The 23,518-nt window shown below is 64.0% G+C and carries 20 protein-coding genes; 6 read left to right on the plus strand and 14 right to left on the minus strand.

The window, feature by feature from the left end:
• The first annotated feature begins 2 nt into the window (after positions 1–2).
• From KVT37_RS10560 to KVT37_RS10580, 5 genes are all read left to right on the plus strand, one after another.
• Positions 3–1,505, plus strand: coding sequence for an FAD-dependent oxidoreductase (locus KVT37_RS10560; protein ID WP_217572426.1), 1,503 nt, complete (start codon positions 3–5; stop codon positions 1,503–1,505).
• 199 nt (positions 1,506–1,704) lie between these two features.
• On the plus strand, positions 1,705–2,466 hold the full coding sequence (locus KVT37_RS10565) for a 3-ketoacyl-ACP reductase (protein WP_217572428.1): 762 nt from the start codon (positions 1,705–1,707) through the stop codon (positions 2,464–2,466).
• A 6-nt stretch (positions 2,467–2,472) separates the two neighbouring features.
• Entirely contained in the window at positions 2,473–4,101 is a 1,629-nt protein-coding gene (locus KVT37_RS10570) for a GMC family oxidoreductase (RefSeq protein ID WP_217572430.1), read from the plus strand.
• 10 nt (positions 4,102–4,111) lie between these two features.
• A complete protein-coding gene (locus tag KVT37_RS10575) occupies positions 4,112–4,429 on the plus strand; it encodes a Dabb family protein (RefSeq protein WP_217572432.1) in 318 nt (105 codons plus the stop codon).
• Positions 4,430–4,522: 93 nt separating this feature from the next.
• Positions 4,523–5,770, plus strand: coding sequence for an MFS transporter (locus KVT37_RS10580; RefSeq protein WP_217572434.1), 1,248 nt, complete (start codon positions 4,523–4,525; stop codon positions 5,768–5,770).
• A gap of 77 nt (positions 5,771–5,847) precedes the next feature.
• On the opposite strand, the gene KVT37_RS10585 is transcribed toward KVT37_RS10580, so the two are convergent.
• The 14 genes from KVT37_RS10585 to KVT37_RS10650 form a co-directional block, all read right to left on the minus strand.
• Positions 5,848–6,693 carry an EamA family transporter gene (locus KVT37_RS10585; RefSeq protein ID WP_217572436.1) on the minus strand — a complete coding sequence of 282 codons (846 nt, stop codon included), beginning with the start codon at positions 6,691–6,693 and terminating at the stop codon, positions 5,848–5,850.
• Positions 6,694–6,700: 7 nt separating this feature from the next.
• The gene (locus tag KVT37_RS10590) at positions 6,701–7,618 is read right to left on the minus strand and encodes an endonuclease/exonuclease/phosphatase family protein (RefSeq protein WP_217572438.1); all 918 of its coding nucleotides are present in this window, start codon (positions 7,616–7,618) and stop codon (positions 6,701–6,703) included.
• 111 nt (positions 7,619–7,729) lie between these two features.
• Positions 7,730–9,283 (minus strand): sodium:proton antiporter, encoded by a 1,554-nt coding sequence (locus KVT37_RS10595; protein ID WP_217572440.1) that lies wholly within the window; start codon positions 9,281–9,283, stop codon positions 7,730–7,732.
• A 275-nt stretch (positions 9,284–9,558) separates the two neighbouring features.
• A complete protein-coding gene (locus KVT37_RS10600; RefSeq protein WP_217572442.1) occupies positions 9,559–10,623 on the minus strand; it encodes an ABC transporter ATP-binding protein in 1,065 nt (354 codons plus the stop codon).
• 15 nt (positions 10,624–10,638) lie between these two features.
• The gene (locus KVT37_RS10605) at positions 10,639–11,430 is read right to left on the minus strand and encodes an ABC transporter permease (RefSeq protein WP_217572444.1); all 792 of its coding nucleotides are present in this window, start codon (positions 11,428–11,430) and stop codon (positions 10,639–10,641) included.
• The gene (locus tag KVT37_RS10610; RefSeq protein ID WP_254633945.1) at positions 11,427–12,221 is read right to left on the minus strand and encodes an ABC transporter permease subunit; all 795 of its coding nucleotides are present in this window, start codon (positions 12,219–12,221) and stop codon (positions 11,427–11,429) included. The genes KVT37_RS10605 and KVT37_RS10610 overlap by 4 nt, the downstream gene beginning before the upstream one ends.
• 187 nt (positions 12,222–12,408) lie before the next feature.
• Complete coding sequence (locus KVT37_RS10615) at positions 12,409–13,515, minus strand: ABC transporter substrate-binding protein (RefSeq protein ID WP_217572448.1); 1,107 nt, start codon at positions 13,513–13,515, stop codon at positions 12,409–12,411.
• A 244-nt stretch (positions 13,516–13,759) separates the two neighbouring features.
• Positions 13,760–14,932 (minus strand): iron-containing alcohol dehydrogenase, encoded by a 1,173-nt coding sequence (locus tag KVT37_RS10620; protein WP_217572450.1) that lies wholly within the window; start codon positions 14,930–14,932, stop codon positions 13,760–13,762.
• A 37-nt stretch (positions 14,933–14,969) separates the two neighbouring features.
• Positions 14,970–15,464, minus strand: coding sequence for a DUF2569 domain-containing protein (locus KVT37_RS10625; RefSeq protein WP_217572452.1), 495 nt, complete (start codon positions 15,462–15,464; stop codon positions 14,970–14,972).
• Between the two features lie 45 nt (positions 15,465–15,509).
• The gene (locus KVT37_RS10630; RefSeq protein WP_217572454.1) at positions 15,510–16,898 is read right to left on the minus strand and encodes an aldehyde dehydrogenase family protein; all 1,389 of its coding nucleotides are present in this window, start codon (positions 16,896–16,898) and stop codon (positions 15,510–15,512) included.
• A 153-nt stretch (positions 16,899–17,051) separates the two neighbouring features.
• Positions 17,052–18,422 (minus strand): glutamine synthetase family protein, encoded by a 1,371-nt coding sequence (locus KVT37_RS10635; RefSeq protein ID WP_217572456.1) that lies wholly within the window; start codon positions 18,420–18,422, stop codon positions 17,052–17,054.
• A gap of 88 nt (positions 18,423–18,510) precedes the next feature.
• On the minus strand, positions 18,511–20,067 hold the full coding sequence (locus KVT37_RS10640) for an amino acid permease (protein ID WP_217572458.1): 1,557 nt from the start codon (positions 20,065–20,067) through the stop codon (positions 18,511–18,513).
• A gap of 88 nt (positions 20,068–20,155) precedes the next feature.
• The gene (locus tag KVT37_RS10645; protein WP_217572460.1) at positions 20,156–21,694 is read right to left on the minus strand and encodes an amino acid permease; all 1,539 of its coding nucleotides are present in this window, start codon (positions 21,692–21,694) and stop codon (positions 20,156–20,158) included.
• Positions 21,695–21,707: 13 nt separating this feature from the next.
• Positions 21,708–22,535, minus strand: a complete 828-nt coding sequence (locus tag KVT37_RS10650) for an N-formylglutamate amidohydrolase (RefSeq protein WP_217572462.1) — start codon at positions 22,533–22,535, stop codon at positions 21,708–21,710.
• Between the two features lie 146 nt (positions 22,536–22,681).
• Between KVT37_RS10650 and KVT37_RS10655 the strand changes: the two genes are divergently transcribed.
• Positions 22,682–23,506, plus strand: a complete 825-nt coding sequence (locus tag KVT37_RS10655) for a MurR/RpiR family transcriptional regulator (protein WP_217572464.1) — start codon at positions 22,682–22,684, stop codon at positions 23,504–23,506.
• The last annotated feature ends 12 nt before the right edge of the window (positions 23,507–23,518 follow it).

Here is a 23,518-nt window from a genome sequence, read left to right on the forward strand (position 1 = left end):
CTATGACAAACCCGGATATCGTCATCATCGGCTCCGGCATTGGCGGCGCCACGATCGCCTCCGGCTTGGCCGGCAGCGGCGCCTCGATCCTGATCCTGGAGCGCGGCGAGCCGCTGCCCGCGACGCCGCATGCGCGCTCGACGCGCTCGATCTTTGTCGACGAGCATTACCGGCCGAAGGAGATGTGGCGCGAGGCCGGCGGCTCGGCCTTCAACCCCGGCAACTATTATTATGTCGGCGGCAATTCGAAATTCTTCGGCGCGGTGCTGATCCGCTACCGCAAGGAGGATTTCTCCGAGCTCGAGCATTTCGGCGGCGTCTCGCCGGCCTGGCCGTTTTCTTATGACGAGTTCGAGCCCTGGTACTCGAAGGCCGAGCAGCTGTTTCGCGTGCGCGGCACGCTCGGCGAGGACCCGACCGAGCCGTTCCATTCGCTTCCCTACGCCTTCAAGCCGGTGCCCGACGAGCCGCCGATCGCGCGCGCCCGCGCCGAACTGACGGGCCTCGGCCTGCACCCCGCCTCGCTGCCGCTCGGCGTCGACATCGAGGCCTGGCTGAAGGAGGGCAGGACCGGCTGGGACGCGTTCCCGAACACCGGCCAGGGTAAGATCGACGCCCAGACTGGCCCGCTGACCGAAGCGCTGAAGGACCAGAATATCCGGCTCGAAACCGGCGCCCATGTCGACTGGCTGGAGACCGCGCCGGACGGCAAGACGATTGCCGTCATCCACTACACTCAGAACGGCGCGCAAAAGACGCTGTCGCCGAAGCTCGTCATTCTGTCGGCAGGTGCCGTCAATTCCGCCGTCATCCTGCTGCGCTCGCCATCCGCGACAGGCAAGGGTCTCGCCAACAGCTCCGACCAGGTTGGCCGCAATTTCATGAACCACAATTCGAGCGCCATGCTGGCGATCGATCCACGCCGCCGCAACGATGCCGTCTACCAGAAGACGCTGATGCTCAACGATTACTATTTGTCGGACGGCAAGGGCGGCAAGCCGCTCGGCAATGTGCAACTGCTCGGCAAGATCGACGGCAACATGCTGAAGGCCAATGTGAAGCGGGTGCCGAAATTGGCGCTCGATTTCATGGCCGGCCATGCCGTCGACTGGTACCTGATGTGCGAGGATTTGCCCGATCCCGAAAGTCGCATCATGGTCGACGGCAAGGGGATCGTCATGCAGTGGCGCCGCTCCAACATGCAGTCGCTCGAAGGCTTGACCAAGGTGATGCGCGAGAATTTCCGCGCCTGCGGTTACCCGATCGTGCTGTCGCGCCCCTTCGACAAGCGCACGCCCTCGCACCAGTGCGGAACGGTGAGGATGGGCAACGATCCGGCCACGTCGCCGCTTGATCCGTTCTGCCGCGCCTACGACCACCGCAACCTGTTCGTCGTCGACGGCGGCTTCCTGCCGACATCCGCCGCGGTCAACCCGGCGCTGTCGATCGCGGCGCAGGCGCTGCGCGTAGCTGACTACCTTCGCAAGACGGAGCTCGCGACATGATAGGTTTGCGCCGCCCCTCATCCGCCTGCCGGCACCTTCTCCCCGTAAACGGGGAGAAGGTGGCTGGCCGCAACCTCGGCGCTTCTTTGGCGATTGGCGAAGCCGACGGCGAAGGCTTCCTTCTCCCCGTCACTATACGGGGAGAAGTGCCCGGCAGGGCGATGAGGGGCAGCGCTGACATTCACAGGGCTAGTCTCCTATGACCCGCCCGGCGGCCATCATCACCGGCGGCGCGCGCGGCATTGGGCTCGCTTGTGCAGAGGCACTGGCCGATGCAGGATTCGACATCCTCATCGCCGATCTCGCCGGGAGACAAGACGATAGCCTCGCCTCCAACATCACCGCGCGCGGCGCGAAATTCGCCTACGCCCAATGCGATATCGCCGATCTCGCCGGCCACGCGCCGCTCGTTGAAGCCGCCATGCGCACCTTCGGCCGCATCGATTGCCTGGTCAACAACGCCGGCGTCGGCGCCGTGGTGCGCGGCGACCTATTGGAACTGAAGCCGGAGAATTTCGACCGCGCGCTGGACATCAACCTGCGCGGCACGGTGTTCCTCAGCCAGGCCGTCGCCAAGGCAATGCTCGCGAACCCGGCCGCGGTCGCCAGATCAATCATCACCATCACCTCGGTCAGCGCCGCGATGGCTTCGCCTGAGCGCGCTGACTACTGCATCTCCAAGGCCGGCCTTTCGATGTGGGTGAAGAACCTGGCGCTGCGGCTCGCTGCCGAGAATATCGGTGTGTTCGAGGTGCGGCCGGGTATCATCCGCACCGACATGACTGCCGGCGTTTCCGCCAAATATGACGCGCTGATCGAGGGCGGCCTGGTGCCGGCGAAACGCTGGGGCGAAGCCGCCGACATCGGCGCGGTGGTGGCCGCCCTTGCCTCCGGAAAATTCGGCTTTTCGACCGGCTCGGTCATCGATGTCGACGGCGCGCTTTCCGTGCCGCGTTTGTGAGGAACAATGGCTGACTACATCATTGTTGGCGCCGGCCCGGCCGGCTGCGTTCTCGCTAACCGGCTGAGCGAGGATCCGGGCAATTCCGTCCTGCTGCTCGAAGCCGGCGGCAAGGACTGGCATCCCTATATCCACATGCCGGCGGGCTTCGCCAAGATGACCAAGGGCATCGCCTCCTGGGGCTGGTCGACAGTGCCGCAGAAGAACATGAAGGACCGCGTCTTCTGGTACACCCAGGCCAAGGTGGTCGGCGGCGGCTCGTCGATCAACGCGCAGATCTACACGCGCGGCAATGCCCGCGACTACGACGCCTGGGAGAAGGAGGAGGGCCTTGCCGGCTGGGGCTATCGTGACGTGCTGCCCTATTTCAAGCGCGCCGAAGACAACCAGCGCTTCGCCAACGATTTTCATGGCGACCAGGGCCCGCTCGGCGTCTCCAACCCGATCTCGCCGCTGCCGATCTGCGAGGCCTATTTCCGCGCCGGGCAGGAAATGGGCATACCCTTCAATCCGGACTTCAACGGCGAGAGACAAGAGGGCGTCGGCTACTACCAGCTAACCCAGAAGAACGCGCGGCGCTCATCGGCCTCGGTCGCCTATCTGAAGCCGATCCGCGACCGCAAGAACCTGACGGTCCGGACCGATATGCTGGTCACCCGCGTCGTCGTCGAGAAGAGACGCGCCATCGGCGTCGAGGTGGTCGACAGACCGGGCGGCGAAACGACCATCCTGCGCTCGAACCGCGAAGTGATCGTCTCCTCCGGCGCCATCGGCTCGCCCAAGCTTTTGATGCAGTCGGGCATCGGCCCGGCAGACCATCTGAAGTCGGTCGGCGTCACACCGGTGCATGACCTGCCCGGCGTCGGCTCCAACATGCAGGATCATCTCGACCTCTTCGTGATTGCCGAGTGCACCGGCGACCACACCTACGACAATTACGCCAAGCTGCACCGCACGATGTGGGCCGGCCTGCAATATCTGCTTTTGAAGAAGGGGCCGGTTGCCTCGAGTCTCTTCGAGACCGGCGGCTTCTGGTATGCCGACCCGACGGCCGCCTCGCCCGACATCCAGTTCCATCTCGGCCTCGGCTCGGGCATCGAGGCCGGCGTCGAGAAGCTGAAGAACCCGGGCGTGACGCTGAACTCCGCCTTCCTGCGCCCACGCTCGCGCGGCACGGTGCGGCTGAAAAGCGCCGATCCGGCCGACCATCCGCTGATCGATCCGAATTACTGGTCCGATCCCTACGATCGCGACTTGTCGATCAAGGGCCTCAGGCTGGCGCGTGAGATCATGCGGCAGAAGGCGCTTGCCCCTTACGTGCTGCGCGAAGTGCTGCCCGGCCCAAATCTGCAGAGCGACGCCGACCTCTTCGACTATGCCTGCCGCACCTCCAAGACCGACCATCATCCCGTCGGCACCTGCCGCATGGGCCATGACGCGATGGCCGTGGTGACGCCGGATTTGAGGCTGCGTGGCATCGAGGGCCTTCGCGTCTGCGACGCGTCGGTGATGCCCCGCGTGCCGTCCTCCAACACCAATGCGCCGACCATCATGGTCGGTGAAAAAGGCGCCGACCTCATCCTCGGCCGCGAGCCGCTGCCGCCGGCCGTGTTCAAGGGCAATCAGGCGGCATGAGGTACAAGCGATGATCCGCCACTGCGTCTTTGTCCGTTTTCGCGACGACGTTGCGACTGCCGAGCGCGCGGCAATCCACGCCGATCTCGAAGCGCTGCGCACCGTCATCGACGGCATGGACAAGGTGCATTTCAGCGCCAATGTCAGCCCCGAGCCGTTCGCGCGCGGTTTTGGTCACGGCTTCACCATCGACTTCCGCGATGCCGCCGCTCGTGACGCCTATCTGGTGCATGAGGCGCATCAGCGTGCCGGCGCCCGGCTGGTCGCGGCACTCGACGGCGGCACTGAGGGGCTGATGGTGATCGATCTCGAGGTGACGCAAATGTGACCACTCGCCGGCTTAAAACCGGCAGCCGTCCGGTTCTCTTTTGCGTGCCCTGGAACATATCGTTCCTCTGGGGGATGCAAAAGGAGGACCGCCTTGAACCTCACCACCGAGCAGAAGAAAACCGTACTCGCATCGTTCCTGGGCTGGACGCTCGATGCTTTTGATTTCTTCCTTCTGACTTTCCTGCTTACCGATATTGCCGCTGAGTTCCAGACCGACGTGCCGGCGGTCTCGAAAGCGCTGTTCCTGACCTTGGCGACGCGTTTCATCGGCGCGTTCTTCTTCGGCATGCTTGCCGACAAATACGGCCGCAAGCCCATCCTGATGCTCAACATCGTCAGCTATTCGGTGATCGGCGCCTTGGCCGCCTTCTCGCCCAATCTCGGCATCTTCCTGGCGCTGCGTGCCCTGTTCGGCATCGCCATGGGCGGCGAATGGGGCCTGGGCAGCTCGCTTGCCATGGAATCCATTCCGCCCAGCGCCCGCGGCACGGTCTCCGGTATCCTGCAATGCGGTTATCCGGCCGGCTATCTGCTGGCGGCGGTGGTCTATGGCCTGCTCTACGGCCAGAAGATCGGCGACTTCACCTTCGGCTGGCGCGCCATGTTCCTCTTGAGTTTCGTGCCGGCGCTGATCGTGCTCTTCATACGCTCGCATGTGCCGGAATCGCCCGCCTTCGTCGAGGCTCGCCAGCACGTGAAGCCGGGACTGCTCGAAACGCTGCAAAAGCACTGGGGCATCGCGCTCTATGCCGTGGTGCTGATGATGTTCTTCAACTTCTTCAGCCACGGCACCCAGGACCTCTATCCGACCTTCCTGAAGAAGCAGCACGGCTTCGACCCGCACACGGTGAGCTGGATCACCATCGTCGCCAATCTCGGCGCCATCGTCGGTGGTCTGGCCTTCGGGGCGTTGTCGGAGAAGATCGGTCGCATCAACGCCATCACGCTGGCCTGCCTGATCGCGCTGCCGGCGCTCCCGCTATGGGCCTATTCGACCACGCCCTTCATGCTGGCGCTCGGCGCCTTCGTCATGCAGATCGCGGTGCAGGGCGCCTGGGGTGTCATCCCTGTGCACCTCAACGAGCTCTCGCCGGGCGCTGTGCGCGCGACCCTGCCCGGCTTCATCTACCAGGCCGGCAATCTGGCGGCGTCCTATGGCGGTCCTTACCAGGCGGGCATCGCCGAGGCACCCGGCAGCAGCTATGGCTACGCGCTGGCGCTGTTTGCCGGCGTGGTCGCCGTCTGCATCATCATCGTCATCCGCTTCAGCCCCGAAAAGCGCGGCCAGGTGATGACGGTCTTGGACCACGAAGTCGAAGCATTTCCAGGAAAAGTGTGAAGCGGCTTTCCGTCCGGAATTGCGTCAAAACAAAAGACATAGTGCGGTTTGCCGTTTCCGTGAAACGGTGAACCGCTCTATCCGAGTCTGAGCGCTACGACACCGGCGACAATGCTGAGCGCGGCGGCGCCGCGCCAGCCCGTCATCTTCTCACCCAGCGCGAAGACCGAGATCATCATGGCGAACAGGATCGAGGTCTCGCGCAGCGACGCGACCGAGGCGATCGGCGCCTTGGTCATTGCCCACATGACGATCCAGTAGGCGGCACCGCTGAGCACGCCGGTGAACAGCCCCGCCTTCCAGTCGCGCGCCAGCACGGGCAGCGACTGCGGTCCGCGGAAGACGATGCACAGCACCAGCGCCCACGCCGCGTCGCAGACGAACAGCCAGGCCGCGTAACTTTGCGCGGTGGCCGCCAGCCGGGCGCCGCTGCCGTCGGAGAGCGTGTAGCTGGCGATGAAGATCGAGGTGCCGAGCGCGAAACTGACCGCGCGGAGATTGAAACGTTCGAGATGGACGCCGCCGCGAAACGACATCACCAGTGTGCCCGCTGACAGAAGCATGATGCCGACAATGGCAAGCGGCGCCGGCACTTCTCCAACGACGACCATACCGCCGAGCGCCGCCAGCAGCGGCGCGGTGCCGCGCGCCAGCGGATAGGTCTGGGCGAAATCGCCGGCCTTGTAGGCCCCGATCAGGAAGGTCCTGTAACCCATGTGGAAGATCACCGAGGCGATGATGTAGGGCCAGACTTCGGCCCTCGGCACCTCGACGAAAGGTAGCGCGAAAAGTGCCGCAAATCCCATGCCGAGCGTCATCAGCGTGATCGACAGGAAGCGATCGAGATGCACCTTGACCAGCGCGTTCCAGATCGCATGCATGGCGGCCGCGGCAAGCACGGCAAGGAAGACGAAAAGCGTCATGCCCGGTTCATCTGCCAGCAAGGCCTGAGTCGAGACCCGGTGTTTCCAGATCGATATCGACCCTCAGCGGGAAATGATCCGAGGCGACCTCGCCGATATCGGCACTGAGCGAGCGCACGCGATCGGCCAGCATGCCGCCGACGAAGCAATGGTCGAGCCGGCGTTTTGCCAATTTGCCGTCGATGATCTTTTCGTGTGTGTGGAAGTCGACAGCCGGCTCCCTCGCGACGGCGGCGGCGTCGACGAAGCCGTCGATATAGGCGGCGCCGCGATGATAGGGCGTCGAGCCGACGATGCGCCGGTGTTCGGCACTGCCCGGCTCGCAATTGAAGTCGCCCAACCAGATCGCCGCCAGCGGGTTCTCCGGTTCCGGCTGGCCGTTCGACCAGTTGCGCTGCGGTTCGTCGTCGACGCCGCTCCAGGGGCCGCCGTCCGACGGCGCGCGGCGATGCTCCGCAATGAGATAGTCGATCTGCTCCAGCCGCTCCTCGGCCGCGATATGCGCCAGGTGCAACGAAAGCACCCGCACCGGTCCGGCCGGTGTGCGGATCATGCATTCGAGCGCGGCGTTGCGGGTGTTGAGCGGCCTCTTCGTACGCCGCAGCGGCAGCGTGTGCAGGCGCGACCAGACGATCGGCAGCCTCGACAGGATCATCGTGCCGAACTGGCGCCGGCGGTTGACGACACGCCCGTCGCGCGTCCCACTGGCATCCATGTCGAAGGCCGGGCCATAGGCCCAGTAATAGTCGGGCAGCAGCCTGGACAGGATCTCCGGCTGGTCGTCTTCATTGCTGCGCTGCCAATGCCGCTCGACCTCCTGCAGCGCGATGATGTCGGCGCCGTCCACCAGCCTGGCGGCGCGGGTGAGATCGTAGCGCCCGTCGCTGCCATAGCCATACTGGATGTTGTAGCTGATCAGCTTCATTGATTAACCGGCTCACTTTTGGTGATCGCAGTAGCGCTCCGCCGTCAGCGTTGCAATGGACCGCGAGGGCAAGCGGAATAGTCCAGTCGAAGGCAGGCGAGCCGACACTCGCTAATAGGTCGTCAGCGGCTGGTAGCTGCCGGCGGGCGACGCGGCCAGTTCCGCCCAGTCGATCTCTTCTTCCAGCCGGTGGTAGGCTTCGTCGCCGATCGTGCCGTTGCGGCGCAGTTCCTCCAGCGTGTCGCGCTGGCGGTTGATGGCATAGAGGCGAAGCCGGTCGTATTCGGTCGCGGCTTGAGCATCCTCGGGGTTTTCCGCGACTTTGCGCTGCGCCTCATACTGCTCGCGCACCACGGCAGCAGCCGCCGACGTCTTGCGGCTGAGCACGTCGAGCGCCGCCTGCATGATGGCGACGCGCGCCTGGGCCACCTCACCGTCGACCGTGGTATCGCGCGGGAAGTCGAGCCAGCGCAGCAGCGGCTTCAGGCTCATGCCTTGCAGCACCAGCGTGCCCAGCACCACGGCGAAGGCAGCAAGCACGATCGGGTCACGACCGGGAAAGTTGGCAGGTAAGGCAATCGCCGCGACCAGCGTCACCAGTCCGCGCATGCCACACCAGCCGACCAGCACCGCGCCGGGAAATGTCGGGCCATCGCGCCTTTCTTCCTCGCTGGCGTAGCGGGCAAACCAGCGTATGACCGCGACATAGCCCGCCACCCAGACGATGCGCGCCACGATGACGACGGCAAGAACCGTCGCGGCGAAGAGAAAGGCCTCGCCCTGTCCGTCACCGGAGAGCCGGCCGACGATCGACCGCGCCTGCAGGCCCATCAGAACGAAAGCCAGAACGTTGAGCACGAACACCGCCGACTCCCAGACCGAATAGGTGCTGACGCGGCGTCTGGCCGTCATGCGGCGCGGCGCGCGGCGCGCGATGGTGATCGCGTAGACGACGATGGTGATGATGGCGGAGAGGCCGAGCTTGTCGGCAATGATCCACACCGCGAAGGTCCCGGCGAACTGCACCACGGTGCTGCTTGCCGCATCTTCGATGCGCTCGAGCGCGATCAGCGAGAGGCGGCCGAACAGATAGCCGCCGACGACGCTGCCGATCGTCGCGAGCAGGATGACGGGCACTGCGTCTTTCAGCATGAGCGTACCGACCGCTGCCGCAACCGATATCCGGTAGATCAGCAGCGCCGTGGCGTCGTTGAGCAGGCTCTCGCCCTGCAGGATGGCGGTGATGCGGTGCGGCACCTTGAACTGATTGAGCACGGCGCTTGCCGCCACCGCGTCCGGCGGGGCGACGATCGCGCCGGGCGCGATCGCCGCCGCGATCGGGAACCCGGCCATCTTCCCCTCGCCATAGGCGGCGACCGCGGGGGGGTAGGCGCCCGCGCCCTGCGCCAAGAGCGCCAGCGACAGCCGGTAGCGCTTCAGATCCCGCAGCGAGGTGTCATAGGCCGAATCCAGAAGCACCGGCGCGATGAACAGGGCGAGCGCCAGTTCCGGGTCGATCTCGATCATCGGCGCGCCGGGCACGAAGGCCAGCCCCACCCCAGCAAGCGCCAGCAGCGACGGATAGGGTATCTCTAGCCGCCGCGACAGCGCCGTCAGCGCGACGGCGATCAGAAGCAGGACAAGGGTGAGTTCGAACAGCGCCATGGCTTATCGTAGCGACGAAGCGCGAAGCTTGGCAGTACCCTGAGACAGGATACTGTTGATTTATCCAACGCGCCGATATCGTCCGGCTATATGGGCTTTGCACAGGCTCAAAGAGCTTCAGTCCAGTTGGCTCGAGCTGTGTTGAGATTCAGGTCAGGCCGAGTCGAAAATGGTGGTTTCCGAGAACCGGAGCGGAGCGTACTTTTCGTACGTGAGCACCGGAAGCGCAGGAAACCGCCATTTGCAGGCCGGCCTCACCTGAATATCGACATAGCCTAGTGCAGGACCAGCATATCTCCCGACGAGAACGAGATATCCGCCTTGTCGCCGACGGCCGGCGGCGGCGTCGTCGAATTGTTGAAGGTATCGAGCGACACCGTATTGCCGCCGATGCCGACGCGCACGCGGATGACCGAGCCGAGGAAATGCACTTCGGCGATCTCGCCCGACAGGCTGGTGTCGTGGCCGGGCTGGCGCGCCAGCGAGATGGCCTCGGGGCGCAGCGCCAGCGACAGCGTATCGCCGGACTTCGAGCCGTTGAGCTTGCCCTTCAGCGCAACCTCCTGGCTGTTCACGCGCACCCTGCCGGCGCCGGCATCGGTCACCGTGCCTTCGAGCACGTTGAGCGTGCCGACGAAATTGGCGACGAACTTGGTCGCCGGCCGGTTGTAGATCTCGAACGGCGTGCCGACCTGCTCGGCCCTGCCGCCATACATCACCGCGATGCGGTCGGAGATCGAGAGCGCCTCTTCCTGGTCATGCGTGACGAAGATGGTGGTGATGCCGAGCTTCTTCTGGATCGAGCGGATTTCCTCGCGCAGCGACACGCGCACCTTGGCGTCGAGCGCCGACAGCGGCTCGTCGAGCAGGAGCAGTTTGGGCTTCGGGGCAATCGCCCGCGCCAGCGCGATACGCTGCTGCTGGCCGCCGGAAAGCTGGTAGGGATAACGGTCGGCCATCTGCGGCAGCTTGATGATGTCGAGCATCTCGGCGACCCGCCTGTCGGAATCAGCCTTGGGCATGCCGGCGACCTTGAGGCCGAAGGCGATGTTCTGCGCCACCGTCAGGTTCGGGAACAGCGCATAGGCTTGGAACACCATGCCGACATTGCGCTGGTTGGGCTTCAACCGGGTGATGTCCTTGCCGCCGACGACGATCTTGCCGGCCGACGGCTCCTCGAAGCCGGCGACCATGCGCAGCACCGTCGTCTTGCCGCAGCCGGACGGGCCAAGGAACGAGACGAATTCGCCGGGTTCGACGTCGAGGCTGAAATCCTGCACCACGGTGTTGGTGCCGTAGGACTTTCGCACATGCTGGATGGACAGGAATGGCTCGGCCATGGCTTTTCTCTCAGGTCAATTCGGTCGGTTCGCCGATTTCGGCGCGAAACGGGACAGGATCTGGATCAGCGACATGCAGCCCCAGGTAATGGCGAAGGCGATGATGGCAAGTGCCGCCGGCTCATAGGCGCGGTTGGCGCCGATATTCTGCAGGTACGGCCCGAACGCCGGACGGTTGAGCAGGCTCGCCATCGTGAACTCGCCGATGACGATCGCGAAGGTCAGGAACGCGCCTGACAGCACCGCGATCAGGACGTTGGGCAGAATAACGCGGGTTATGATCGTGGTCCAGCCGGCGCCGAGGATCTGCGCCGCCTCGGTCAGCGTCCTGACATCGATGGTACGCAGGCCCGTGTCGACGGCGCGGTACATATAGGGCAGCGCCAGTGTCGCGTAGCCGATCACCAGCAGGGCGCTGGCACCGAGATCGCTGGACAGGAACGGCAGCGGCGAGTTCGAGCCGTACATCCTGATGTAGCCGAACACGATGACGATGGCCGGGATGACCAGCGGCAAGAGCGTGATGAACTCGACGATCGGCCTGAGCTGCGGCAGGCGCAGCCGGATCCAGTAGGCCGCCGGCACCACGATCAGCACGCCGAGGATGATCGTGAAGATGGCGGCGATGACCGAATACATGAAGGTCGCCTGGAAGCGTGGATCGCCGAGCACGACCTGATAGGCGTCGAAGGAATGGACGCCGCGCCGCATGCGCATCGAAAACTCGAATGTCGCCAAAAGCGGGATGAAGAAATAGGCCGTGCCGATGCCGAAGACGACCCAGGCCCAGAATTTGCCCGACTTCATTTCAGCCACCTCTCGGAACGGGTCCGGAACCAGATGTAGAAGACATTCGCCAGCCCGGTGATGACGATCATGCCGAAGGCGATTGCGTAGCCGAGCTGCGGGTTGTGCAGCACGTCGCCGTTGATCTGCGAGTAGAGCTTGATCGGAACGATGTTGAGCTGCGGGCCGGAGAAGGCATAGGCGGTCGCGATGGCGCCGAAGGCGTTGGCGAACAACAGGATGACTGTGCCGAGGAAGCTCGGGAACAACACCGGTATCACCACCATGCGCCAGTACTGCCACTGCGTGGCGCCAAGCGTGGCCGCCGCCTCGTTCCATTCCTTCTTCAAGCCGTCGATCGCCGGCACGATGATTACGATCATCAGCGGGATCTGGAAGAACAGGTAAACGACGATCAGGCCCCAGGTGGTGAGGAAATTGAAGCCCATCGCATAGATGTTCAGATTGAAGATGTCGCGCAGCAGCACGGTCACGATGCCGACCCGGCCCAGCGTCGCGATGAAGGCGAAGGCCAGCGGCAAGCCGGCAAAATTGGAGGCGACGCCCGAAAAGGTCAGCGTCGCGGAACGGACCCAGCTGGGCAATCCGCCGCGCACGATGGCGATCGCTATCGCCAGCCCGGCGAACGCGCCGATGATGGCCGACCAGAAGCTGATCTTGATCGAAACCCAGTAGGAATTGCTGATCGACGGATCGCTCACCAGCTGCAGGATGTTGTCCAGCGTAAGGCTGCCATCGCCGGTCTGAAACGCGCCGATGACGAGATAGATCGTCGGCAGGATCAGGAACATCAGCACGAAAACAAAGAAGGGCGCGACGCCTATCCATTGCGTCGGCAGCCGAAAGGCCGTGGCCTGGCTTGGCGGCGCGGATTTGGTGGCAATCGACTGATTTGAAAGCGAGAGATCGGTCATGCGCCCTGTACCGTCTTCGAGAGAAAGCCGGGCGGCCAATTGGCCGCCCGGTCGATTTCAAGTCTTACTTGACGTTGGCGCCGACGGTGGCGTCCCAGTTCTTGCTGATGACTTCCTTGGCCTTGGCCTGCTCGTCGAGCGTCGGGAACACGGCCGCGGCATAGGACTCGGCCGGCGGCAGCTTGGCCAGCACGTCCGCCGGGATCTTGCCGTTCTTGGCGAGATCGTTGAAGCGGATCGGGTGGCAGTAGCCCTTCAGCCAGCCGATCTGGCCTTCGTCGGAGTAGAGATACTCCAGCCACAGCTTGGCGGCATTCGGATGCGGCGCGAAGGCGCTGATCGCCTGCACGTAGACGCCGGCGACGACGCCCGTCTTCGGCACGATGACGTCGACCGGCGGGTTGCCCTTCAGCGTGTCGCGACCGGCGAGAGCGTTGTAGTCCCAGGTGATCAGGATCGGCGTCTGGCCCTGGGCCAGCGTCGCGGACTTGCCGACGACCGGAACGAAATTGCCGGCGGCATTGAGCTTCTTGAAGAAGTCGAGACCGGCGGTGCCGGCGGCTTCGCCTGCGGCAGCGCCCGTCGAAAGGCCGGCGGCATAGACGCCCTGGATGGCCTGGTTCGAAGCGCGCGGATCACCAGCGAGCGCGACCGTGTTGGCGAATTCCGGCTTCAGGAGGTCGGCCCAATCGGCCGGCGATTCCTTGACCAGGTCCTTGTTCACCTCGAAGGAAAGCACGCCGTAATAGTCGCCCGTCCAGGCGCCATCGGCATCCTTGGCGCTGTCCGGGATCGAATCCCAGGTCGACACCTTGTAGGGCATCAGCAGGCCATCTTTCTTGGCGGTCGGGCCGAAGGACAGGCCGACGTCGATGACGTCGGGCGCCTGCGGGCCCTTGTTGTCCTTGTTGGCCTTGATCGCCTCGACCTCGTCGCCCGAGCCGGCGTCCGGGTTGAGTTCGTTGATCTTGATTTCCGGATATTTAGCCTTGAAAGCGTCGATCACTGCCCCGTAGCCGCACCAGTCATGCGGAAGCGCGATGACAGTGAGCTGGCCTTCAGCCTTCGCGGCCTTGACGAGATCGTCCAGCGAAGCCGCGGACGAAATCACCGTCGACGCGAAGAGCGCCGCGGCCGAGAGGGAAAGCACCTTCCCCGTGAACTTGAACATGTGTTCTCTCCGTTGAACTGGCGCGCTAAGCGCCTGCGATGCGGGTATCGTTTTCGTGTGACAGCCAGATGAAGGCTTTTTGAAACCCGAGCCCCGCGGCACAAAAAGTTAACTCTTTTTAACGGACTGTAGCAATTAGCCCGCACTTAATTTTCCGGCTAATGGTTAGTCACCTTGTCTTTTGCCCACTCCCTTCCCCTCTGGAACGCCTCTTCATTCAACTCCCGGCATTGAAAGCCGGCTCTCAGACGGAGCCGGCGATCGCATTTTCGAGCAGCGTCAGCGCCGCCTTCTTGGTCAGCTTCACCGGGTTGCCGCCGGCCGTCGGGTCGACCACCGCCATGTCGGCGATCAGCCCCTTGCGCTTCTTGTCCATGTCGAGACCCTTGATCAGGCCGGGCAGCGCATGCGGCACCTTGAGCTCCTTGCGCAGCTTGATGATCGCCTTGGCGAAGCCGTCGAAGCCGCCCTTGATGCCGCAATAGGCGGCGAGCCGGGCGATGCGATCCTCGATCGCCTCGCGGTTGAAGGCGAGCACATAGGGCATGAACACCGCATTGGTCATGCCGTGATGGGTGTCGTAGAGCGCCCCGATCGGGTGCGACAGCGAGTGGATGGCGCCCAGCCCCTTCTGGAAGGCGGCCGCGCCCATGGCGGCCGCGCTCATCATATGGGCGCGGGCAACGAGATCCTTGCCGTTGGCGAAGGCCTTGGGCAGATTCTCGAACACCAGCCGGATGCCTTCCACCGCGATGCCGTCGGCCATCGGATGATAGCCCGGCGCGCAATAGGCTTCGAGGCAGTGCGCGAGCGCGTCCATGCCGGTGCCGGCGGTGATGAAGCCGGGCATGCCGACCGAGAGTTCCGGGTCGGCAATGACGATTGCCGGCAAAAGTTTCGGATGGAAGATGACCTTCTTGGTGTGGGTTTCCTCATTGGTGATGACGCCGGCGCGGCCGACCTCCGAGCCGGTGCCCGCCGTGGTCGGCACGGCGATGATCGGCGCGATCGCGTCGGAGTTTGCGCGCGTCCACCAGTCGCCGACGTCTTCGAAGTCCCATACCGGGCGCGTCTGCCCGGCCTGGAAGGCGATCAGCTTGCCGAGGTCGAGCGCCGAGCCGCCGCCGAAGGCGATGACGCCGTCATGCTTGCCTTTCTTGAACACGGCGATGCCGGCGGTGAGGTTGGAATCGACCGGGTTCGGCTTCACCTCGGAAAATACGCCATAGGGCACTTGTGCCGCGTCGAGGATCTTCAGTGTCGAGGCGACGACCGGCAGTTTTGCCAGGCCCGGGTCGGTGACAAAGAGCGGCCGCTTGATGCCGGCGGCCGCGAGCACATCCGGCAGTTCCTTGATGCGCCCGGCGCCGAAGCGGACGGTGGTGGGGTAGTTCCATTTGGAGATGAGCTTGGACATTTCGACCTTCTAGAGTGCAGATATTTTCGTTTCGTCGTTAGTTCACAAAGGTGTTGGCCACGCGCACGGACCGCATCATGTAAGGAATCCAGATGATCGCCCCCCAGATCGTTCGGGAGATCGACCGGACCGTGTCCTTGTCGTAGGCGTCGGCCAGCGTCGGAAAGGTGTCGGGAAAGGTCAGGTGCGCGGCCCACGGATCAAGCAGCAGATAGACCGGCGTGACCGCGGCCCAGATGATGTACCAGCCGGGAAACATCTCCGAGCGCTTGAACATCAAGAATAACAGCAGCGCCGGGGCCGTGAGGTTCAGGATGCCGCTGACCACGAGCTCCGCGACCACCAGCGCGATTTGCAAAGCACTGAGGGCACGCCAGTTCTGCAGGATGCCGACATAGTCCGTATCGTAGAGCAGTATCAGCCCCACGATCGGCGTAAGCATCAGCCCGAGCATCGGCAGAACGAGCCATCCGCCAATGCCCTTCGGCCCTTCACGAGCCGGCAAGGCCGCTGACTGCTGTGTCTCCGCCATTACTCCTCTCTCTAAGCCTTTCCAATGCCCCTATCGATCGCCCGCTCAGATCGCCTCGCGCAGGTGGTAGGATTTCGGCCGGGTCAGATTGTCGTAGCCGATGGCCGAGAGCGCGGCGCCCTTGCCGGTGTCCTTGACGCCGGTCCAGACCAGCGCCGGGTCGAGATAGTCGCAGCGGTTCATGAACACCGTGCCGGTCTCGACGCGGTCGCCGATGGCGATTGCGCGTTCGGTGTCGCGGGTCCAGATCGAGGCGGTCAGGCCGTAGGGGCTGTCGTTCATCAGCGCGATCGCCTCCTCGTCGTTGCGCACCTTCATGATGCCGACGATCGGGCCAAAGCTTTCCTCGCGCATGACGCTCATCTGGTGGTCGACCTCGGTCAGCACCTCCGGCGCCAGATAGGGCGAGCCTTCGCGATCGTTCTCGACCTTCATATTGATATGCGCCTTGGCGCCCTTGCGCAGCGCCTCGGCCTTCTGCTCGCGGATCAGGTCGGCGAAGCGCGCCTGCGCCATCGGACCCAGGGTGGTCGCCTGCTCCAGCGGGTTGCCGACGACATAGTTCCTGGTCTCGGCGATGAAGCCTTCGACGAACTCGTCATAGACCTTCTCATGCACATAGACGCGCTCGATGCCGCAGCAGCACTGCCCCGAATTGAAGAAGGCGCCGTCGACCAGATTGGCGACCGCATGGTCCATCTTGGCGTCGGGCAGCACATAGGCGGGATCCTTGCCGCCGAGCTCGAGGCCGAGCGTCATGAAGGTTCCAGCCGCCGCCTTCTCGATGGCGCGGCCGCCGCCGACCGAGCCGGTGAAATTGACATGGTCGATCTTGCCCGAGCCGAGCAGTCTTTCGGTCTGGCCATGGTTCATGACCAGGTTCTGGAACAGGCCCTTGGGCAGGCCGGCCTTGTCGAAGGCCTGCTGGAAGCGTTCGCCGACCAGCAACGTCTGCGCAGCATGCTTGAGGATGACGGCGCTTCCCGCCATCAGCGCCGGCACGATGGTGTTGACCGCCGTGAGGTAGGGGTAGTTCCAGGGCGCGATCACCATGACGACGCCGAGCGGCACCTTCTTCACATAGCGCCGAAAACCGTCCTTCGGATTGGAGGCCAGCACAGGCTTCAGCGCGGCTTCGGCAATCTCCACCATGTAATTGGTGCGTTCCTTGACGCCGCCGAACTCGCCGCCATAGCGCACCGGCCGCCCCATCTGCCAGGCGATCTCGGGCACGATCTCATCGGTCATCGCGACCAGCGCCTCGAGCATCGCCAGCATGTATTTGCCGCGCTCGACGACCGGTGTCTCGGCCCATTTCTCCTGCGCCGCCCTGGCGCGCTCGACCGCCGCGTTGATCGCCTGGTCGCTCGCGACGGGACGCTCGGCATAGATCGAGCCGTCGATGGGGGATTTGAGTTTGACCGTTTCGGTCATGGCTTCCTCGCAGTTTCACAACAATCGAAATGATATGGCTGGCGCTTCCTTCACGCGCCAGCCGGCACGGCCTGCCCGAATGCCGGGGCTCAAAGCCGAGGCGCTGCCCGCCCTTCTTTCAGCGAAGGCAGGCAGTGCCGATCTCGCGGCACTCTAGTACCGCTCGAAGCCCCTATGCAGTTCCCAATCCGTAATGCGGCGGTCGTATTCGAACTGCTCCCAGCGGGCTGTGTGCACATAGTGCTCGATCACCTCCTCGCCGAAGGCCTGCTTCAGCATCTTCGACTTGGCCAGCGTCTCGGTGGCGTCACGCAAAGTCTTCGGGATCTCCGGCAGCCGCGAGGCCTGGTAGGCGTCGCCGACGAAGGGCTTCTGCAGTTCCAGCTTCTCGTCGATGCCGGCAAGACCGGAAGCAATCAGCGCCGCGAAGGCGAGATAGGGGTTCAGATCGGCGCCGCCGATGCGGCACTCCATCCGGATGCCCTTGGTGCCTTCGCCGCAAAGCCGGAAGCCCGCCGTGCGGTTGTCCTCGCTCCACATGATCTTGGTCGGCGCGAAGGTGCCAGCCTGGAAGCGCTTGTAGGAATTGATGTAGGGCGCCAGGAACCAGGTGAACTCCTTGGCGTATTTGAGCTGGCCCGCCGCCCATTGCTGGCCGAGGCTGGACAGCGTCCAGTCCGCCTTCTTGTCGAAGAACAGCGGCGTCTTGCCGTCGGCGCTCCACAGCGAGTTGTGGATGTGGCTGGAATTGCCGGCGAGCCCGTAATTGTACTTGGCCATGAAAGAGATGGCCTTGCCTTCGGAATCGGCGATCTCCTTGGCGCCGTTCTTCAGGATGACGTGGCGGTCGGCCATGTCGAGCGCCTCGGCGTAGCGCACATTGATCTCTTCCTGGCCGGGACCCCACTCGCCCTTGGAATTCTCGATCGGAATGCCCGCGGCTTCCATCTCGTTGCGAAGCCGGCGCATGACGCCTTCTTCTTTGGAAGTGATGCCGATCTGATAGTCGCCGATATAGGGCGACGCGGAGTCCAGGCCCTGCCAGTGCTTCTTGCGGGCGGAATCGTAGGTTTCGCTGAACAGGTAGAATTCGAGCTCGGAGGCGAAATAGCCGATATAGCCGCGCTCCTGCAGGCGCTTGACCTGCTTCTTCAGGATCGCGCGGGGTGAGTGTCCAAGATCCTCATGCGTGTGATGGTCGAGCACGTCGCAGATGACCAGCGCCGTCTTCTCCAGCCATGGAATGCGCCGCAGCGTCGACAGGTCCGGCTTCATGACGAAGTCGCCATAGCCCTTCGACCAGCTCGCCGCCTTGTAGCCCGGCACCGGCTCCATATCGATGTCGCAGGCCAAGAGATAGTTGCAGCCATGCGTCTCGCCATGCGCGGAATCGACGAAATACTGAGCCAGGAAGCGTTTTCCCGAGAGCCGGCCCTGCATGTCGACGATGCAGGCGAGCACCGTGTCGATCTCGCCATTCGAGACCGCCTTCTTCAACTGATCGAACGAGAAATTCCCGGCCATTCCTTTGGCGCTCCAGTGCTTGGTCGTTGAAAGGGAGAGACGAAAGCCATGGCCGGCATGGTGCCGGCCATGGCCTTGGTGTCGTTTGTCAGTGGCCAGTCTCGCCGACCGCCTGTTCGGCTGCCTTGATGGCCGCCTGGCGCGCGGCGATGATGTCACCGAGCGGCGGGCCCTGGAAGCGGTTGCGCTCGAAAGCGAACCAGACGATCGCCGTCAGGATGAAGAAGCCGACGGTGATGTAGAGCGCCCAGTCGTTCGGCGGCTGGATACCGATGACGAAGATCAGGATCATCGACACGATCGACAGGAAGGCGAACAGCATGAAGATGCCGCGGCCCATGTTCCACGGCCCCATCTTGTCCCATTTCGGCGTCCCCCAGGCCATCATGCCGAGCACGATCGGCACGGTGAAGGAGAGGAACAGGAAGATGACGGTGCAGGACACCACGATCGTATAGGCCGAGGTGCCGGCAACCGAGACCACGGACGAGCCCCACACGAACAGCACCGACAGGATCGAGGCCGTCCAGATCGCCGCCACCGGCGTGCGATAGGTCGGGCTGACCTTGGCGAGCGCCGCCGAGCCTGGCAGGCCGCCGTCACGCGAGAAGGCGAAGATCATGCGCGATGCCGACGTGACCGTGGCGAGGCCGCACAGAAGCTGCGAGATGAACACGACGAGATAGACGAATTCCTTGATGCCCGAGGGGACGCGCTGGTCGAAAGCCCAGAAGAACACGTTCCAGCCCTGCTTGGCTGCATCGTCCATGTTCGGGATCATCAGCACGAAGGCGGCGAGGAACAAGTAGCCGAACAGCGCCGACCAGATGACCGACATCACCATCGCGCGTGGCACGGAAGACGCCGCCTTGATGGTCTCTTCCGAGGTATGCGCGGAAGCATCGTAGCCGGTGATCGTGTAGATCGGCAGCAGCAGACCGAGCGCGAACACCCACCCGTTCGAGACCGACGGCCACACGCCGCCGCCGGCGTCGCCCGAATAGTTGTGGAAGGTGAAGAGACGGCCGAAATCCCAGGATTGCGCAAAGGCCATGCAGACCACCGCGATCAGGATCGAGCCGAAGAAGATGAGGTAACCCGAGAAATCGGTGAGCTTCGCCGTCAGCTTGATGCCGAGATGGTTGATCAGCGCCTGGGCGCCGGTGATGATGACCAGGAAGATCATCTGGTTGGTGAGCGAACCGTCGATGTGGAGCGCCGGACCGAAGGCGCCGATGAAGAAGGTCCAGGTGCCGACATTGATGGCGCCGAGCACGGTGATGAGGCCAAGCAGGTTGAGCCAGGCCGTCACCCAGCCGGTGCCGCGATTGCCGAGGATCGAGCCCCAATGATAGAGGCCGCCGGCCGTCGGATAGGCCGAGCTGATCTGCGACATGGCGACGGCGAAGGTGAGCGACACGAAGCAGCCGACCAGCCAGCCGATGCCGATGCCTATGCCGCCGGCGCCCGACGTCGCCTGCGCCAGCGAGTTGATGCCGCCGGACAGGATGCAGATGATCGAGAAGGAAACCGCGAAATTCGAGAAGCGGCTGAGGCGCCGCTCCAGTTCCTGGGCGTAGCCCATGCTGTGGAGGTGTTTTACGTCCTCCGCCTTGTCTGACTCGGTATAACCCGGTGTCGTCATATTGGAATTCCCCTCTGGTTCTTGGCTGGCCGGTCCTGCACGTCGATGCCCGATCGGCCTGGGTCGATCGGGCGGTATTGTGTCGCCGTCAGCTCGCTGTCTGGCCGACGGCTTTTTCCGCGGCCGCGATCTCCGCCGCGCGACGAGCAATGTCGGCGCCGATCGGCGGGCCCTTGAAGCGACGCGATTCGATGCCGAACCAAAGGACGACCAGCAGAATGATCAGTCCGATGGCGTAGTTGATCAGGATGTCGAAGGGCGGCTGGATGCCGGCATACATCAGCACCAGGACGCCGAGCACGGTGACGATGGCGAAGGGCTTCGACCAGATGCCGAGACGGAACGGGCCGAACTCGGTCCAGGTCTTGCCTTCCGCCAGCAGGCCTGCCGCCACCGGCATGGCGTAGGAGACGTAGAGGAAGAGAGCGCAGCCTGCCGCCAGCGCCGCGAAAGCCGGCGAATAGAGCGTGGCGGCGATCGACAGCACGACGCCGAGCCAGATGGCGGGCACCGGTGTGCGCCAGGTCGGCGAAACCTGCTTCCACAAGGACGACCCCGGCAGGCCCCCGTCACGCGAGAAGGCGAAGATCATGCGCGAGGTCGATGTCAGTCCGGCCAGCGCGCACAGGTAATTCGACACCACGATGGCGATGCCGAGCAGATCCTTCAGCCAGGTCGGCGCCGGCAGGTTGTTGAACAGGTTGAACCAGGCATTGCCGCCGTCCTTGGCGGTCGCCACCAGATCGGGGCTCGCGACGACGAAGGAAACCGCCATGACGAAGCCGAAGACGAGAGACCACAGAACCGCGTGGATCATGCCCCTGGGCACCGCGACGCGCGCATTGTGCGTCTCCTCGGCGGTATGCGCCGAGGCGTCGAAGCCGGTGATCGTGTAAAGCGGATAAAGAAGACCGATCAGGAAGGCCACGAACGCCGTGCGGGCCGTCGGAACGTAGCCGCCGCCGAGATCGCCGGTCGTGTTGACGAAGGTCGTGAACCGCGACAGCTCGAAGCCATGCGCGCCCCAGATCAGGAAGGTGAGCGTCAGCACGACCGCGACAACTAGGATGAGGTAGCCCGAGAAGTCGGTCAGCATCGTCGTCGTCTTGATGCCGAGATGGTTGAACAGGCCCTGGGTGACGGTGATGATGACGACCGCCGTCGTCTGCTGCCAGAAGCCCCACGTCGACGTGTCCCAGCCGAAGATCGGTCCAGCGACCAGTCCCTGGAACAGCAGGTAGACACCGACATTCACCGAGGCGACGACGAAGATCAGGCCGAGCAGATTGATCCAGGCTGTTGCCCAGCCCCAGCCGCGCCCGCCAAGGATCGAGGACCAATGGTAGAGGCCACCGGCGGTAGGATAGGCCGAGCCGATCTGGCCAAGCGAAGCGGCGACCACGAGGGCGAAGACACCGCCGATGATCCAGCCGATGCTCGCCTCGAAACCGCTGCCGGTGCCCATGGCCAGCGGGAACGACGTGATGCCGCCTGCCAGAATGCAAATGATCGAGAAGGAAATGGCGAAGTTGGAGAAGCCGCTCATGCGGCGGGCCAATTCCTGGGCGTAGCCCATGCTGTGAAGGATCTTTACGTCCTCCGATTTCTCTGCGTGATCCGTTGTCATGTTGGAGTTCCCCTTATCGTTCTTGGCTGGCCGTAAGTACTGACTTTCCCATTGCTTGTTGTCGCGAGCCCCTGGCCTCCTCGGGCTCCAGATTGGAAAATATGCCGGTGAGCAGATCCGCCCATTTCCGCTGCCCGGTCTCGCCGGCGATTTCGTCATTGCGGATTTCGATCATCGCGCAGGCAAGGCCGCGCGAGCGCGCGTGCCGCTCCAGCGTGAAATAGACGCGGTCGGCCGGCGAGTAGGGTTCGTTGGCGCCGACGGTGACGCCAGCAAGCCGGCGCAGCGCCGATATCAGTGGCGCAGCCAGCCTGCGATCCTCATCGTGGATGATGCCGATATGCCAGGGCCGGCTCTTGCCCTTGTAGACCGGCGTGAAGGAGTGCACCGACACCAGCCGCGTCTCCTGGCCGCGCGCCAGCCGTCCATCGATGATCTGCGCGATCGTGTCGTGGAAAGGACGCCAGGACAGATCGACCCGCGCGGCACGCTGTTTCTCGGAAAGGCCGGCATTGCCGGGAATGGCTGTCGTCTCGCTGACCGGCGGCACCAGGTCCGGCGCATCGAGCGGCCGGTTGCAGTCGATGACGAGCCGCGACACGCGGGTTTCGACCAAAGGAGCGTCCAGCGCCTCGGCCATGCGGCAGGCAACGGGAAGCGCGCCCGGATCCCAGGCGATGTGGCGGGTCAGGTCTTCGGCCGGCAGGCCGAGCGTGCCGAATTCGGCGGGCAGGAAGTTCGAGGCGTGGTCGCAGGTGAAGACGAAAGGGCTCGAGCCGCCAGGGTTGGTCACCCTTACGGTTTCCGACGGTGCAAGGCTGGCGGGCCGTGCTTTCTCCATACTGCCGTCCCCTTGGGAGCGCTGTATCTTATGTTACGTATTTTGCCTCATTGCGTCCCGGTGAATGATTTCATACAGTTTAAACGGCTTTGTCAAACGCGAATTCCGGAAAACGGCGGCGGCGGGCCAAGAGGCGGGGGAAAACCATGATTTCCAGCATTGCCGAACTGATCTCGGACCGCATCGGAACGATGCCGGCCGGCGAGCGCCGCGCCGCCCAGACGCTGATCGCTAACTATCCGCTGACCGGGCTGAAGACCGTCGCCGAGTTTTCGACCGCGGCCGGCGTGTCCTCGCCGACGATCCTGCGCTTCGTCGCCAGGCTCGGCTTCCAGAACTACCCTGAGTTCCAGTCGGCGCTGCAGGACGAACTGGCGGCGCAGTTGCAGTCGCCGGCATCGCGCGCGCTCGATCCGTCCTCGCCCAGCGGCGCCGTCTCGCCGATGCTGGAGGCGACGCTCGACAATATGCGCGAGACGTTCCGTCACCTCAGCGACAAGCAGCTCGCCGACATCGCCGCGCGGCTTGCCGAGCGGCGCGGCAAGACCTTCCTGATCGGCGGCCGCTTCACCGATCCGCTGGCGCGCTACATGGCCGCCCACCTCGCGCTTATCCAGCCCGAGGTCTACCACCTGGCGGGCCAGGAAAGCATCTGGCGCGACCGGCTGATCGACATGGGCAAGCGTGACGTGCTGGTGATCTTCGACATCCGGCGCTATCAGGAAAGCCTGATCCGCTTCGCCGAGAAGGCGCATCAGCGTGGCGTGCAGATCATTCTGTTCACCGACCAGTGGCTGTCGCCGATCGCCCGCTTTGCCCGCCATGTGATCGCCGGGCGCACCGCCGTGCCCTCGGCATGGGATTCGTCCGCCGCGCTCTTCGTCGTCGCCGAAACCCTGATCGGCGCCGTGACCAGGCAATTGGAAGCCGCCGGCGCCAAACGCATCCGCGACCTGGAAAGCTTGCGCTAGCACCTTTAGCCT

The sequence above is a fragment of the Mesorhizobium sp. GbtcB19 genome, assembly GCF_019091085.1.
In the GTDB taxonomy this organism is placed as follows: Bacteria; Pseudomonadota; Alphaproteobacteria; order Rhizobiales; family Rhizobiaceae; genus Mesorhizobium.